This window comes from Hymenobacter coalescens, from assembly GCF_054783195.1.
The window spans coordinates 62,833-76,753 of record NZ_BAAGRA010000006.1 but is presented as its reverse complement, the minus strand read 5'-3'; the positions used below and the strand labels follow the sequence as shown (position 1 = coordinate 76,753).

Annotated in this window: 13 protein-coding genes; 3 read left to right on the top strand and 10 right to left on the bottom strand. The window is 63.9% G+C overall.

Annotated features, from left to right (window positions below; genetic code table 11):
- Positions 1–184, top strand: a 184-nt coding sequence (locus tag ACYVKQ_RS05570; RefSeq protein WP_460576487.1) for a hypothetical protein, incomplete at its 5' end; no start/stop codon positions are given.
- A 72-nt stretch (positions 185–256) separates the two neighbouring features.
- Here ACYVKQ_RS05570 and ACYVKQ_RS05565 read toward each other — a convergent pair.
- The 4 genes from ACYVKQ_RS05565 to ACYVKQ_RS05550 all read right to left on the bottom strand — a co-directional run bounded on the left by ACYVKQ_RS05565 (position 257) and on the right by ACYVKQ_RS05550 (position 2,307).
- Positions 257–697 (bottom strand): hypothetical protein, encoded by a 441-nt coding sequence (locus ACYVKQ_RS05565; RefSeq protein ID WP_460576486.1) that lies wholly within the window; start codon positions 695–697, stop codon positions 257–259.
- A gap of 256 nt (positions 698–953) precedes the next feature.
- Positions 954–1,523 (bottom strand): IS630 family transposase, encoded by a 570-nt coding sequence (locus ACYVKQ_RS05560; RefSeq protein WP_460576491.1) that lies wholly within the window; start codon positions 1,521–1,523, stop codon positions 954–956.
- Positions 1,524–1,539: 16 nt separating this feature from the next.
- Positions 1,540–1,911, bottom strand: a complete 372-nt coding sequence (locus ACYVKQ_RS05555; RefSeq protein WP_460576484.1) for a transposase — start codon at positions 1,909–1,911, stop codon at positions 1,540–1,542.
- A 51-nt stretch (positions 1,912–1,962) separates the two neighbouring features.
- Positions 1,963–2,307: a tyrosine-type recombinase/integrase gene (locus tag ACYVKQ_RS05550; RefSeq protein WP_460576483.1), complete on the bottom strand. Its 345-nt coding sequence runs from the start codon at positions 2,305–2,307 to the stop codon at positions 1,963–1,965.
- 284 nt (positions 2,308–2,591) lie between these two features.
- Between ACYVKQ_RS05550 and ACYVKQ_RS05545 the strand changes: the two genes are divergently transcribed.
- The gene (locus ACYVKQ_RS05545; RefSeq protein WP_460576482.1) at positions 2,592–4,451 is read left to right on the top strand and encodes a metallophosphoesterase; all 1,860 of its coding nucleotides are present in this window, start codon (positions 2,592–2,594) and stop codon (positions 4,449–4,451) included.
- 87 nt (positions 4,452–4,538) lie between these two features.
- On the opposite strand, the gene ACYVKQ_RS05540 is transcribed toward ACYVKQ_RS05545, so the two are convergent.
- Genes ACYVKQ_RS05540 through ACYVKQ_RS05530 form a run of 3 tightly spaced genes read right to left on the bottom strand, consistent with a single transcriptional unit; the run spans position 4,539 to position 9,474 of the window.
- Positions 4,539–6,359 (bottom strand): cytochrome-c peroxidase, encoded by a 1,821-nt coding sequence (locus ACYVKQ_RS05540; RefSeq protein ID WP_460576480.1) that lies wholly within the window; start codon positions 6,357–6,359, stop codon positions 4,539–4,541.
- Entirely contained in the window at positions 6,359–7,273 is a 915-nt protein-coding gene (locus tag ACYVKQ_RS05535) for a leucine-rich repeat domain-containing protein (RefSeq protein WP_460576478.1), read from the bottom strand. The genes ACYVKQ_RS05540 and ACYVKQ_RS05535 overlap by 1 nt, the downstream gene beginning before the upstream one ends.
- Entirely contained in the window at positions 7,270–9,474 is a 2,205-nt protein-coding gene (locus ACYVKQ_RS05530; RefSeq protein ID WP_460576476.1) for an alkaline phosphatase PhoX, read from the bottom strand. The genes ACYVKQ_RS05535 and ACYVKQ_RS05530 overlap by 4 nt, the downstream gene beginning before the upstream one ends.
- A 293-nt stretch (positions 9,475–9,767) precedes the next feature.
- Between ACYVKQ_RS05530 and ACYVKQ_RS05525 the strand changes: the two genes are divergently transcribed.
- Positions 9,768–11,141 (top strand): DUF5103 domain-containing protein, encoded by a 1,374-nt coding sequence (locus tag ACYVKQ_RS05525; RefSeq protein WP_460576473.1) that lies wholly within the window; start codon positions 9,768–9,770, stop codon positions 11,139–11,141.
- A gap of 772 nt (positions 11,142–11,913) precedes the next feature.
- On the opposite strand, the gene ACYVKQ_RS05520 is transcribed toward ACYVKQ_RS05525, so the two are convergent.
- The 3 genes from ACYVKQ_RS05520 to ACYVKQ_RS05510 all read right to left on the bottom strand — a co-directional run bounded on the left by ACYVKQ_RS05520 (position 11,914) and on the right by ACYVKQ_RS05510 (position 13,743).
- Positions 11,914–12,729, bottom strand: coding sequence for an SseB family protein (locus ACYVKQ_RS05520; RefSeq protein ID WP_460576468.1), 816 nt, complete (start codon positions 12,727–12,729; stop codon positions 11,914–11,916).
- Between the two features lie 176 nt (positions 12,730–12,905).
- Positions 12,906–13,451, bottom strand: a complete 546-nt coding sequence (locus ACYVKQ_RS05515) for a hypothetical protein (protein WP_460576463.1) — start codon at positions 13,449–13,451, stop codon at positions 12,906–12,908.
- 67 nt (positions 13,452–13,518) lie between these two features.
- Complete coding sequence (locus ACYVKQ_RS05510; protein ID WP_460576458.1) at positions 13,519–13,743, bottom strand: hypothetical protein; 225 nt, start codon at positions 13,741–13,743, stop codon at positions 13,519–13,521.
- Positions 13,744–13,921 lie beyond the last annotated feature (178 nt).

The following is a 13,921-nucleotide window of genomic DNA, read 5'->3' as shown; positions in this document are numbered from 1 at the left end:
ACTGCCACACCGCGTACATGTCATGCCCCAAGATACAGATAGCTATGAGGTTGTAGCAATGCCCCGCCAGAAGCTTTGGTTTCTGGCGGGGCTTTGTGTTTCAGGTTATAAAGGAATGCTGGTAACGTTTCGGGGCTTTGCGTTCGGGCGGGAAACGATGTGCAAAAGCCGATATTATTACTAAAGTTAAATTGAAAAACTGCTGTTGAATTTTGCATTTCAGCCTGCCTAGCGCAAACCCTTATTAGCTGTTATCCTAAATTCGTTCTTCAGTCTCTTTATTTTTATCTGCTAAATAAAATTTATAGGTTTCAAACGCTTCTTCATCGGGAAGGCCATCTAGTAAATTCATAATTGTATATGAGATGCAGTCTATCCAAGTCGAAAGCAACTCTATTTGAGTGTCAGATATTAAACCATTTCGTCTTAACATTCCGCCTTGATCAACTGCCCAAGCTCTACTTAAATAGCAAATACCCCAAAAGTTTGAAATTATTTGTCTGTCAATATTGTCTTTATAAAATTGCTGTTTAAGCACTTTTGCAATTTCCATTAATTCGTGAAAATTATTCTCAATAAGTTCTCCTTGAAACGGGCGTAACATTCCTAAAAATCCTTTTTCGCTTTTGGGGTGGTCAATGTCTTCGTGAGTAAAGCTGTGGTGCTTCAAAAGTTCAACGGCTTCTTTTTCAGTCATAATTAGCCTTCGTATTTGTTAATTCTTTTGTTAGTTACGGTTGGTTTCTGGGTGACGGCTAACATTCTTATTGCCAAAACCGGCAACAGCTTTTGGGTTTCGGTTATATGTAGGGCGGTAGTGTTATAACCGAAGTGCGGGTTGCTACAGGCCCAAGGTATCCAGGGGCGAGGCCGGGCGGTTGCGTTGGGCAACATGGGTATAGATTTCGGTGGCTTTGATACTATAGCGGTTTCGTGAACGGTTTGTCCCGCACTCAGGCGGGTTGGGTGTGGTAGCCGCAATGGTCCAACCAGTTGCGGGCGTCTTGGCTGGTAATCCAGCCGATGGCCTCGTGCAGGGCCGCTTCCAGTTCGGCCAGCGTGCGGGCAGCGGCTGCCCTTAACTTGGTTTTGAGCTTGCTCCAGGCCTGCTCGATGGGCGTAAAATCGGGCGAGTAGGGCGGCAAAAACACCACCTCTATCCCGCGTGTGGCCAGCCACTCGCGCAGCCCGCTCAGGTGGTGGACGGGCAGGTTGTCGAGCACCAGTACGTCGCCACGCCGCAGCGTTGGGGCCAGGCAGCGGGCTACATAGAAGGCAAAGCGGCGCTTGGTCAACGCCCCCCCCAGCAGTTGCACGGCGCCCAGGCCGCGCACGGACAAGGCCCCGATGAGCGTGCGGGACGGGCCGCGCTTGAGCGGCCGCGCGCCGCGTACGCGCTGTCCGCCCACCGCCCGGCCGTGGGTACGCACGTAGTCCAGGCGCAGCCCCGTTTCGTCCAGAAAATGAAAGTGGGCCACGTCCGGGCGCGTGCAGACGCATTCGACGTGCTGGCGCCGAGCCACCTGCACGTCCGCCCGGTTACGATCGGCCGGGTGTGGGCTTTTTTTTGCGCCGCAGCCGCTGCTCGTCCAGCACTTGCCAGATGCAGGTCTGGCCCACGGGGCGCCCGCCCCGGGCTTGCCAGGCGTGGTTCACTTCGGCCAGCGTCGCATCTGCGTGCTGCTGCACGTAGGCCACCAACCAGGCCTGCGCCGCCGCGCCCAGGTAGCGGGCCCGGCCACCCGTGGCGGGCTTGGGCGCCAGCGAGCCGGTGGCCGCCTCACGCCGCACCAGGTCTTTGACAAACGAGTGGCTCACGCCAAAACGCTCTGCCACGGCCGCTTTGCGCGCGCCCGGCTCGCGGCAGGCAGCCGCCACGCGGCGGCGCAAATCGAGCGAATACGGTTTCATCTTCCACTCTACGCAGCAGCTCGTAGCTAGGACGAACTGTTCACGAATCCGCTATAGCATGACCGAGCAGATCCTGAGAATGTCTGTACCCGCTTCCAGCATGTGCGGCGTAACGGGGCGCCGGATGCCAGCCTGATCGGCGGCTTGCTTCCCCACCAGCTGCAAGCTTCTTTCGCTGTAAGGCTTTCCCGGCAGCTGACCTTCAAACAGGAGCGTAACGGGCCGGAACTGCCGGTACTGCTCGCGTACTAAATGTAGTAAACGCTTAGGCAGCGGCAAGTCCCGGTCTTTTTTGCCCTTGCCACCGCCGCACGTGCAATGCCATGCGCTCGTTGTCGGTGTAGGTGGGCGTGAGGGCGTTTGGTGTGTGGTTTTCCGGCTGAGGCTGGCAGGCAATGTGTCGGGTTAGCTGGGGAGCTGAACGCCGAATCAAAGGCCCACAGGGGCCGGCTCCAGATACCCCCTGAAAGAAGTACTTGCAATATTGTATATTGTATTAATTATAAATCAAGGGCTTGAACGGATCCAATACCTCGGACGAGCCTCACTCGATAGGGGTGAGACCAGTCGTAGCAATGCTGGTCGTAGGGTACCGAGTGGCAGCCCATCGGTACAGTGGGCCGAAGCACGTCACCGGCCAGGTTATGTAGTAAGAGGGACCACTCCAAACCCGTGCGCGCATGAACTCCCAGCCCGCCGCCGACTTACCGCCCGTGCCCACCGACCGGCCCGCCATGGTCAATTGGTTTAGCCCGCCGCAGCTCACGCGTACCGGCCTGCTGGCCCTGCTCTCCGACGTGTTCGGTACCTACGCCGACCGCCGCGAGATGCAGGCCGCGCTTAATCCCAAAGGGGAAATCATCCGCGACTGGGAAAATGAAACGGAGGTGCGGCTGGATTTCATTTCCGACCTGGGCGAAGGCTGGGACTCCACGTACTCGCTGGCGTACCTGCTGGCGCAGCCCCAGGTGCAGGTGCGCGCCACCGCCGACGCGGCCGCCCCCAAGCGGACGTTGCCCAAGGCCGACATCGTGCTGATGGGCGGCGACCTGGTGTACCCCACGCCCACGGTGGAGGAGTACAAGCGGCGCTTCGTGGCTCCCTACGAAACGGCGTTTCCGCCCCGGCACCGGCAGCCCGGGCAGCCGCCCGCGGCCGGCCGTCCCCAGCTGTTTGCCATTCCCGGCAACCACGACTGGTACGACGGCCTCGGGGCCTTCCTCAAGCTCATGTGCCAGCAGCGCACCATCGGCAGCTGGCAGACGCGGCAGCAGCGCAGCTACTTCGCCATCAAGCTGCCCCACAACTGGTGGGTGTGGGGCATTGACATCCAGTTGCACGCCGACATTGATGCGCCGCAGAAAGCCTATTTCCGCAAGGCCTGCCAGATGGCCCAGGAGGGCGACAAGGTAATTCTGCTCACGGCCGAGCCGGTGTGGGTACACCCGGGCCACAAAACCGACCTGACGCCGCTGCACACCCTGCAGTTTTTCTGCGAGGAATTTATCACCAAGCCCAAGCCCGGCTCCCGGCAGCCCACGCTGCAGCTGCCCCTGATTCTGAGCGGCGACCTGCACCACTACGCCGCCTACCAGGGCCACGACCCGGTGACGCACCAGCCCGAGTGGCGCATCACGGCCGGTGGGGGCGGGGCGTTTCTGCACCCCACGCACCAGCTCAAGGAGCACCTGCAGATGCCGGGCGGCGGGCCCGCCTACCGCGGCACGTTCTACCCCGCGCAGGCCACCAGCCGCCGGCTGACCTGGCAAAACCTGCTGTTCCCGTTCCGTAATCTGCCCTTCGTGCTCCTGCTGGGCTGCGTGTACCTACTCTTTGCCTGGGCCGTGGCCGGCACCGAAATCCACTACAAAGACCCGACAAAGAACATAGTCGGTACCCTGCCGGACTTGGTGCAGACGCTGGCTATCAGTAAGTTCGATACGCTGTTCTGGCGCGTGCTCCTGACGCGCCCGTGGTTGATGCTGATTCCTGTGGTGCTGATGGTGGCGCTCTATCAGTTCACGGATATCAAGACGACCCAGAAGTTCTGGGCCCGGATAATCAGTGCCGGGCACAGCCTGACGCAGCTGGTGGCCCTGTTCGCGGTGCCCACCGTGTTCGTACTGGTGGTGGACGAGTTGACGAGCACCAGCATCGCATGGGGAGAAGGCTGGGTGGTGTCGGTGGGCGGGCTGCTGGTGGTGGCCGCCATCGGGGCGCTGGTGGGCGGGCTGCTGATGGGCGTGTACCTGCTCGTGTCGTTGCTGCTGATTCACACCCACGAAAACGAGGCGTTTTCTGCGCTGCGTATCCCCGACTACAAAAACTTCCTGCGCATGCACCTGACCCCGGAAGGGCTGGAAATTCACGCCATCGGGCTGGACAAAGTCAGCCGGAAATGGAAAATCAGCGCGGACGCGCAGGCCGTGTCGCGGCTAGAGCCGGAAACGCCGCTGGATCCGCACCTCATCGAAACGCACTTCATTCCGGCCCCCGTTACCGCCGCGGTGCGCCAGCACGAAGACGCCGTACCGCACTGAGCAACGCCCTGTAAATTCGCCCGTCAGCCGGTGGGTGTTGGGGCGGTCCGGGCCGCTGCGCGCAGAAACTGCGGTGGCTCCGGACCATCAGTAGCAGGGCTGGTCGGCGTCGGTCAGCGCGTGCAGAAAGGCAATCAGGGCCTGTTTTTCCGCGGTGCTGAGGCGCAGGCGGTCTGCCGCCAGGGTTTGGGTGGGCGCGTTCAGGCCCAGGCCGGCCCCGCCGCCGCGGTCGTAGAAGTCGATGACTTCCGCCAGCGTCTGGTACACGCCGTTGTGCATGTAAGGAGCAGTCAGCGCCGCGTTGCGCACGGTGGGCGTCTTGAAGGCGTACTGCTGGTACGGAATGCGGTGCAGCCGGTACTTGCCCTGGTCGTGGTCCAGCTGCGGGTGCAGGGTGTCGGGAGTAGCGGGCACGCCCAGCACTTCGTTTTCCACCTTGTCGTAGAGCGGGGGCACGCTGCCGTTGAACAACGGCAGGTAGTGGCAGGTGCCGCACTGCGCCTTGCCCATGAAGAGGTTGAAGCCCTGCACCTCCTGCGCCGACAGCACCGTGGTGTCGCCGCGCAGAAACTGGTCGAAGCGCGAGTTCAGGCCCGACAGGGAGCGGACGTAGGCGGCCACGGCGCGGCGGATGTTGCGCTCGGTGAGCGGGCTGGGCTCGTCGGCGAAGGCCCGGGCGAACAGCTGGCGGTACTGGCCCTTGCGGCGCAGCATGGCCGGCACGGTGCTGAGCTGCCCGCCCATTTCGGCTTTGTTCGACACCACGGCATGCACCTGGTCTTCGAGGAAGTGCACGCGGCCATCGTAGAACTGCTCGGGCTGCAGGGCGGCGTTGAGCAGGGTGGGCGTGTTGCGCTCCAGCGCGCTGCCCGCCACCAGGGAGCGGTTGACGGCCAGCCCGTCGGTGTAGGCCTTGCCGGGCTGGTGGCAGCTGGCGCAGGAGCGCCCGCCGCCGCCCGACAGCGCCGGCTCCTGAAACAGCGCCGCGCCCAAGGCCAGCACTGCGGGCGTAGGCACCGCCGCATCGGCCGGAGCGAAAAAGCCGGGGTCGAAGGCGTCGGCGGCGAAGTAGCTGGCCGCGCCGGGGCGCACGGCGCGGCGCGCGGTTACCACCGGGATGTTGCGCTCGGCCTGAGCGGCGCGCAGCGCGGCCAGCACGGGGCTGAAGTGGCGCACCAAAAAGGCGGCGCGGTCGAAGCCTTCGAAACTCTGGCCAGGGCGCTGCAGGAAGGCCACGCCGCGACGCAGCTGCAGCAGCAGGGCGGGCGGCGCGTCGTAGCAGGCCGCCACGGCCGCCGTGGCCTCGAGGGTGACGGCGGCTTCGGGCAGGGAGCGGCGGGCCGTGGGTGAGTCGAAGCCGGATACGCCCTTGGCCGCCAGCCGGTACAGGTTCAACCGCAGCGCGTCGAAGGTTTCGGGGTCAGTGAAGGTTAGCTCCGGTGCCCGTTGCTGCAGGTAGCGCGTCTGAAACAGCAGGTTTTCCAGCTCCTGGTGCACCAAGTCGCGGGTGGCCGGGTTCAGCGGCTCGCCGCCGTACACGTACTCTTCCAACACCTGAAAGCCGGTGGGCGGCACAATGAGCTCCGGCTCACTGGGCTCGGACTCGGGCAGGGCAGCCCCATTGAGGCGCTGGGCGGTGCTGGGGTAGTAGTACTCCACGGCAAACTCCAGGTACTTGTACTCCCGGCGGCAGGCGGCGAAGTGGGCCTGCAGCGTGGTCGGGCCGGCCTGCCGGGCGTCGCGCTGGAAGGTCTGCAGGGCCTCGTGCAGGCCGGTCAGGTGTTGGCGGTAGTAGCTTTTGACCTGGTCGGCGGGGGCGGGCCGCAGCACCGTGAAGGAAAACAGCAAGGCGGCCAGCGCCAGCAGCGCGGGGCGCAGCCGGCGGGCGCGGTGGAAAAAGCGCGGCATCAGTCGAAGTAAAATTTGGCTTCGGGCAAAGCGGCCTGCGCCCGCGCGCGGGCTTCGGGCGTGAAGGCGTTGTGGCGCACGATGACGGTGCGCAGCTTGCGGAGCTTGCCCAAGGAGCGGGGCAGCTCGGTCAGCTGGTTGTCGTTGGCAATCAGGATTTCCAGGTTGCGGAGCTGGCCCAGGCTGGCCGGCAGCGCTTTCAGCTGGTTGCCCGACACGATGAGCACGCGCAGCTCGCGGCACTCACCGAGGCTTTTGGGCAGCTGTTCCAGCTGGTTGTTGGCCGCGTTCAGCTCCCGCAACGCCCGCAGCTGGCCCAGCCGGGCGGGCAGCTGCTGCAGGCGGTTGTCGTTGAGGTACACTTGCTGCAACCGATGCAGCTGCGGCAGCGAGGCGGGCAGAAACAGGAGCTGGTTATGAGCCACGTTGAGGTAGCCCAGCTCCCGGAGCTGGCCCAGCGGCTCGGGCAGGGAGGTAAAGCTGTTCCAGGCCGCCACCAAAAAACGCAGGCTGTCGAGGCCGCCGATGCTGGCGGGCAGCTCGGTGAGCTTGTTTTCGTCGAGCTGGAGGTGGCGCAGGAGGCGCAGGCGGCCCAATTGCGGCGGCAGGTCGAGCAGTCCGTTCTTGTTGGCGAAGAGCACGCGCAAGCTGTCGAGGCCGGTCAGCTCCTCGGGCAGGTGGCGCAGGCGGTTTTGCTCCAGGTACAGGGTGCGCAGGCCCGGCAGCTGCTGCAGGCCCGGCGGCACGGCCTCAAGCTCGCTTTGGCGCAGATTCAGCTCCCGCACGCAGGCCGGGCGGCCCAGCGCCTCGGGCATGCTGAAAGCCGCCGTGGAGCACTGCGCCAAACACGTGTTGCCCTGCAGAGCCTGCAGGGCAACACTTAGTACGAAACCGATCAGGCGGCTTAGCCTCATTGCTTGATAAAGTGACGGCTCGTGGTGGTCGTGGCCGTTTTGACGACCACCGTGTACTGGCCCTGGGGCAGCTGGCCGATGGGCAGCACGAGGCGGTTCGGGCCTTTGCTCAGCGCCTGGGTCTTGGTTTGCAGGCGCTTGCCCAGCAGGTCAAAGATTTCCACCGTAGCGGCCTCCGAACGGTCGGCGGTCAGCTCTAGCTGCACTTCGGTGCTGGCCGGGTTCGGGTACAGCTCGGCCTTGGCCAGCGCGTGCTGGCCCTTGGTCGAGGCCGTGGTCGTGTTGAGACCCAGCGTGCCCTTGCGGCCGATAACCAGCGTGGTGGTCGTGTTGAAGCGCACCTGCTGGCCGGCGGCGTCGGCCATCGTCAGCGTGTTGCCCGCGTCGGGCCCCTGCAGCGAGAGGAACATGAAGTTTTCGTCCGGCGAGAAGGTCATGCCGGTCGGCTCGGAGTTGGCCGGAATCAGGGCAAACACCTCCACCTGCGGGGCGGCCTGGGTGTGGCAGGGCTTGATCAGCCAAATGTGGTTGCGGCCCCCGTCCTGCAGCACGTACAGGTTGCCCTGCGAGTCGAAGGTCAGGTTGTCGGCGCCGGTGCCCCAGGCCTCGTTGAGCGTGCCCGAGCCGTAGTTGATGGGGTAGGTTTGGTTGGTGACGCCCACCGGGTTGCCGGCGAAGATTTCAAAGCCGCTGACGGTGGGCCCATCGGCGAAGCGGTACACGCGGCCCGTGCCCTTGGCCGTGAAGTAGATCTTGCCGTCGAGCGGGCTGATTTCGATGTCCTCCACGCCGTTGAAGTCCGTCGCGCCCAGGGCCGTGGCCAGGGCTACGGTGGTGTTGCACTCGGTGGGGGTGGAGTTGGGCACCGGCACCCAGGTGCCGGTGGTGGCCGTGCCGATGGCGCCGTCCAGCTTCAGCACGTATAGCGTGCCGTTCGAGAGGTTGCCGGCCGTGGCGGCCACGTACTTGTACACGTAGCTTAGGCTGCCCTCGTCGGCGCCCTCGTACACCGTGCGGCGGTCGGCGGCCACCGCCACGTTTTCGTGCCTGAAGCGGCCCATCTTCCAGAGCTTATCGGGCGTGCCGTCGTTGTTCTGGTCCTTCACCGAGCGCGTAGCCGGGTCCAGCTCCACGTTCCAGCCGTAGTCGAGGTAGCCGTCGTTGTTGGAGTCGGCCGCGTTGGTGCCGGTCGGGGTGTTTTCTTCGCAGGTCACCACCGTGTTCCAGGGCGTGATGCCGCCCGAGCAGTTGTTGTAGGTGCCCACCACCGGGGCGAAGTTCACCGGGTTTTTGGCCGTCACATTCCACAGCTTGGTGGTGGCGTTGAAGCTCAGATCCAGGATGCTCACCCCGGACGTGGCCGCCGACGAGCCTTCGTGGTTGATGGACAGGTAGCCGTTCTGGCTGCTGCCGTTGATGGGTACGTAACCGGTGAAGTCGTTGGCGAGCTTAGTGTTGCCGCTGCCGGGGGTGGTGTAAGGCGTGGCGCCCTGCAGCAGCACCTGGAAGGTGTGCGTGGCGGGCAGCACGAAGTCCTGCTGCTGGGCGCGGGGCTGCACCGAGGTGAAGCTGCTGATGAAGCCGGCCGGTAGCGGGGCGCAGGTCGCGGCCGGGATGGAGTTGTCGGGCAGCAGCTCCAGGTCGAAGCTGATGTCGGAGCTGCTCACGCGGTCCTGGTGCACTTCCACGGCAATGGTGTTCGTGCCAGCTGTCAGCACCGATTTCGGCAGGACGGTTTCGAAGAAGGTGCTTTCGTTCGCGGCGTCGACGGTGGCCGAGGCGAAGGTGTTGTAGGCGACCGGGCCGCTGGGCATGTTGGAGCGGTGTACTTCCGTGCCGTTGAGGTACACCACGGCGCCGTCGTCGCGCTTCAGGCGCAGCTTCACCCCGGTAAAGCCCGTGAGGCTGCCCACCGTAAAGGTTTTGCGGAAGTAGGTAGTGACAAACTTGTTCGAGGAGCTCGGGCCGAACGACACCACGGTGGCTTCGTTGCCGTCGCCGTAGCCCAGCTCGGTGTTGCCCGCGGCCCAGGCCGCGTCGTTGAAGCCGGCGCCCTGCCAGGCCGTGCCCTGGTCCGAACCGTTGTCGAGGTATTTCCAAGCGCTGCCGGCGGGCAGCAGCGGGGTGGTCGTCTGCGCCCAGGCCGGGGCGGCGAGCAGGCCCAAGGCGAGCAGGAAGAGGGGAGTAGTCGTGTGTTTCATACGGAGCTGGCGGAGCCGGTTGGGGCGGTTAGCGAATGGTGCTGAAAGGCGCTGCAAGCTCGGTTAAGCGTGTTTTCTGGGGTTTATGCGCGGGTTAATGCTGCGTGAAGAATGCGTGACGGCAGTGTTATGAGCCTCAGGGCCGCACCGCCCCCGGTCGTGGCCCCGACCTTCGCCGGCCATGCACGTATGGGAGTAGCCGCCGCTTCGCGGCAGGGCCGGGCCCGCCACAATGGGCGGGGATTAGCTTATTTGCGCTTCGCCTGGTCGGGCCCCACGTCTTACCTTCGTTTATGCTCCGTCGTCTAGTCCCCGTTCTCGCCCTTGGGGCCACCGCCGCCTGCGTGCCGCTCGGCACGCCCATCACCGACCCCAATGCCGGCCGCCCCGGCCAGAGCAGCCCGGTGCAGGCGCCGCGGGCCAACCAGGAACTGCGCTTCGAGGACGCGACCTACGACGCGGACATCCAGAGCGTGCAGTGCTACGCTAGCGACGGGCAGCCCACCGAAATCTTCAACGCCCCGGTGGTGCCCCTGGCCAGCGCCGGCAGCATCGTGCTCGAATTCGACCTGCTCGGCGACCAGAGCCGGCGCCTGACGGCCCGCCTGGTGCACTGCAACGCCGACTGGTCGCCCTCGGTGCTCACGGATCTGCAGTTTCTCAACGAGATAAACGAGTTTAACCTCACGCAGTACCGCACCTCGGTGGGCACGCAGGTACCGTATTTTCACTACCGCCTGCAGGTGCCGCCGGTGAAGCTGTCCGGCAATTTCCTGCTGGTGGTGCAGGACGGCAACACCCGCGTGCCGCTGCTCTCGCGCCGCCTGCTGGTGTACGAAAACCGCGTGGAGGTGCAGGCGCAGCTGGGCCTGGCGCCCGGCGGCGCGGCCCGCTACACCATGCAGCAGATCGACTTTGGCATCCGCTACGGCGCCTTCCCGCTGGTGAACCCGGCCGTGGAAACCAAGGTGGTGCTGCGCCAGAACTTCCGCTGGGACAACGCCAAGTACGGACTGCGCCCCACCTTCGTGCGCGACGCCGAGCAGCAGCTCGATTACCAGTACTTCAACTTCGAAAACGCTTTCCCGGCGCTCAACGAGTTCCGGTTCGCCGACATCCGCTCCCTGCGCGCCACCGGCGTGGGCGTGCAGCGCATCGATATGCAGGCCTCGCCGCGCGGGGTGCTGCTGCTGCCCGAAACCACCCGCGCCGGCCGCGCCTACACCCAATACGAGGACGCCGACGGCCAGCGCGTGTTCGAAAACCGCGAATACGGCAACGGCGCCACCAACGCCGACTACGTGTGGACAACCTTCCAGCTGCGCGCCGAAAGCCCCGCGCCGGGGCCCGTGTACGTGTTTGGGGCCCTCTCAGACTGGAAGCTGAAGGACGACTTCAAGCTCACCTACAACGCCGAGCAGCAGGCCTACACCGGCCGCGCGCTGCTCAAACAGGGCTACTACAACTACTATTTCGTGGTCGGGCAAAACGGCGCCGCGCCCGACGCGGGCTACTTCGAGGGCAGCTACCAGCTCACCCAGAACCAATACGACATCCTGGTGTACTACCGCCCGCCGGGCACCCGCGCCGACCTCATCATCGGCTACCGCCCGCTGGTGGTCAACGGCCAGCAGGTGCGCACCAGCCAGCCGGGCCTGTTCCGCTAGCGGCGGCCCGCCGCGTTTGGGTCAGGTCTTATAGGGCGTTGTTAAACAAATAGGTGAAAACCTACGCCTCGTCAGCCAATTAGCCTGCATGATTGTGATAAGGTGCAAAAGCGGTGACGGGTACGTTTCCGGTTCATAAACGGGCTAAGCTAGCCCGCCTAAACTGTCTAGTTTTTGGCGAGTACTACACGTGTTGAATTAGCAGGCGCGCAGGGTGGGAATGGGGTATTGCATCGGATGGCTATCTTGGCGCATGGTCGTACTCATGCGTGTATTACTAGTCCTGTTCTCTATCCTTCTGCTACTAGCAAGCCTATCTTATTTTGCGTACGTGGCCTTTGAATGGCACTTGCCAATAGTTTTTTTCTTCTGGTTTGGGTGGATAATCTGGTTGCCCGTTTTGCTCTTGCTGATCCTAACATGCCTCTGGAATCTAGGGGTATGGTTGACAAGACAATTCCAGCAGTAGCAAAGGCGCTAGCCTTAACGTTCGTTTTCACCAGCTTCTTTCATTAGCATTAAGGGACGTATAAAACCATCGTCTCCTACTATTCTTATGGCGCATTCGTGCCTTATCAGTAGCATTTGAGCTATTTGGCTGCCGAGTCGGAGGTTTTCCCCTATTTGTTCAACAACGCCCCTTATACCTGGGTAGGGGTACATTCAGCCGAAAACTTCCCGGGTATATACCTGCGGTGACGGGCTGCTGAGCCGGTCTGGCGCACCGGCCCATTACTGCTGGACTGCCTGCCCGGCCGGGAGCGAATGGGCGTTAGCGGCGGTAGAGCAGGGCGTTGTCGATGCCTTGCACCGTGGTCAGCCACTCGGTTGTTTCCAGCATAAACACGTCGAGCGGCTGGTCGGGCTGTACTTCCTCAAATGCGCGCTGCACGGCACCCAGGGCGGCCCGGCGCGCATCCTCGGAGTAGGTATCGAGCCGAAAGCCGAGCACCAGGCTCAGCTCGCCGCCGCGCAGCATGGCGTACTGGTATACCTCGGCAATGGTGCTGACGGCGCGGCAGCTGTCCACCAGCCGGGCCACCAGGTCCGGGGTCAGGGGGCGCTGCGGCGGGCCCACCTGCACCTCGGTTTGCTCCCGGATAACCTCCGTGCGGATGCTTTCGCGGCTGCGCTCCAGCACGAACATGGTCGGGGCGTTGCTGTTGATGACGATGCGGCCGATGCCGTGGTCCTGGCAAAACGCCAGCGCATCGGCGGCGCGCAGGGCCGTGTACTGGCTGGGCTGACCGGCCCACGCGCGCAGGGCCGGCTCGTCGGTAAAGGCGGCCAGCGTTTTCAGCCCGTCCACGTCAAACACGCCCGTGAGCTTCAGGGTGCTGCCCTCGGTGAGGGTGCGCCAGCTGCCGGCGTCGCCGTCGTCGTTGAGGGACGGCAGCAGCAGCAGGGCATTGCCGTGGGCCAACTCCTCCACCACCTGCCGGTAGGTGGCCACCGACTCGTCGGCGGCCCAGGCGGCGAGCAGCTGCAGCAGGCGGGTGTTGTCGGGCTGCGGGTCGGTGGCGTCGGTGGCTGGGACGGGCGTGGGGGCAGGCTTGCGCCCGAACAGGGACTGGAGGAAACGGGACACGCGGCGAGGAGAAGAAGGTGAAGTAGGAGAGGGGGCAGGCAGCCGGCTGGTAATGCCGTGAAGCTGTTCGGTGGCGTTTGGGTGGCTCGGCCCCGGACTGTTCTACGATAGTGGTTCTACGAACTTGGAGTTGTAGGACCACGGCGGGAAGCTGATAACGTACCCGGTGCGGCTGGCTAAGCCTGGGCGCTGAGCACGCGCTGGGCATCGCGCACCACGGTGGCCCAGGTCTGTTGCATCAGCTCGGCCTCCACCCCGGTGCGGGCCACGTATTGCTGCTGGTACTGCTGCAGCTGCCCGTGCAGGATGCGGCAGCGGTTCTGGAAGCCCGCGAAGTCGGCCACCAGCTGCTCCTTGGCCTCGGGCTGCAGCAGGCGCTGGGCGTGCACCTTGAAGTAAGTATCGGCCAGAAAGCGGCGCGACACGAGCAGGCGCTGCAGCTCGTCGCGGTCCGGGTCGGTGAGCTGGTAGGCCAGCTGCACTTCCACGGCCAGCAGGTCGGCGGGCTTGGCCGCGCCGGCGTACTCCTCGAACAGGCCCGTGTACTGGGCTGGCGTTTCGGGCTTCACCTGAAAAAGCTTGTCGAAGATGAGCATGTTGGCCAGCTGCTGCTCCAGGGCCTGCCCGAAATACACCGCCAGGCCAAAGTGGGCGTAAACTTCCTTGGTTTGCTCTTCGGGGCTGAGCTGATTGAAGTGGGCGAGAAGCTGCTGAATATCCATGTGGCAGCGAAGGTCCGCAAAGCAAACGGCAGCAACAAAAAAGCCCCGCTATCCGGCGGGGCTTTTTCTAATACCACCGTTTCCGCCAGTGGTGGTGATGGTACGGGAAAGCCACGTTGGCCTCGTCTTCGCCCTGCCGGATGCGCCGCAGGGCTTTGCGGGTCTGGGAGCGGTGGCGGCGCTGGGCTTCCCGCAGGCACCAGCCCCCGTCGTCGGGGCTTTGCCAGTAGTTTTTAAACCGGGGGCGCTTGTGCCGGGCCTTCCAGGCCCAGCGCTTTTTGGGTTGTGTCATGCGAAGTGTAGGTGGGTCCCTACTTCTCCGCCGCGGTGGTTACGTGTCTGACCATGCGCTCAAGGTGGCTATTTGCCGCCGGCCGCCGGTTGGGCGCAAGCCGCTGCCGGATAGGGGAGAACGGGCCGCGGCGGGCAGCCCGGCACATCTTGTGGCCGGATGGCTGCGTAAGCAGCAG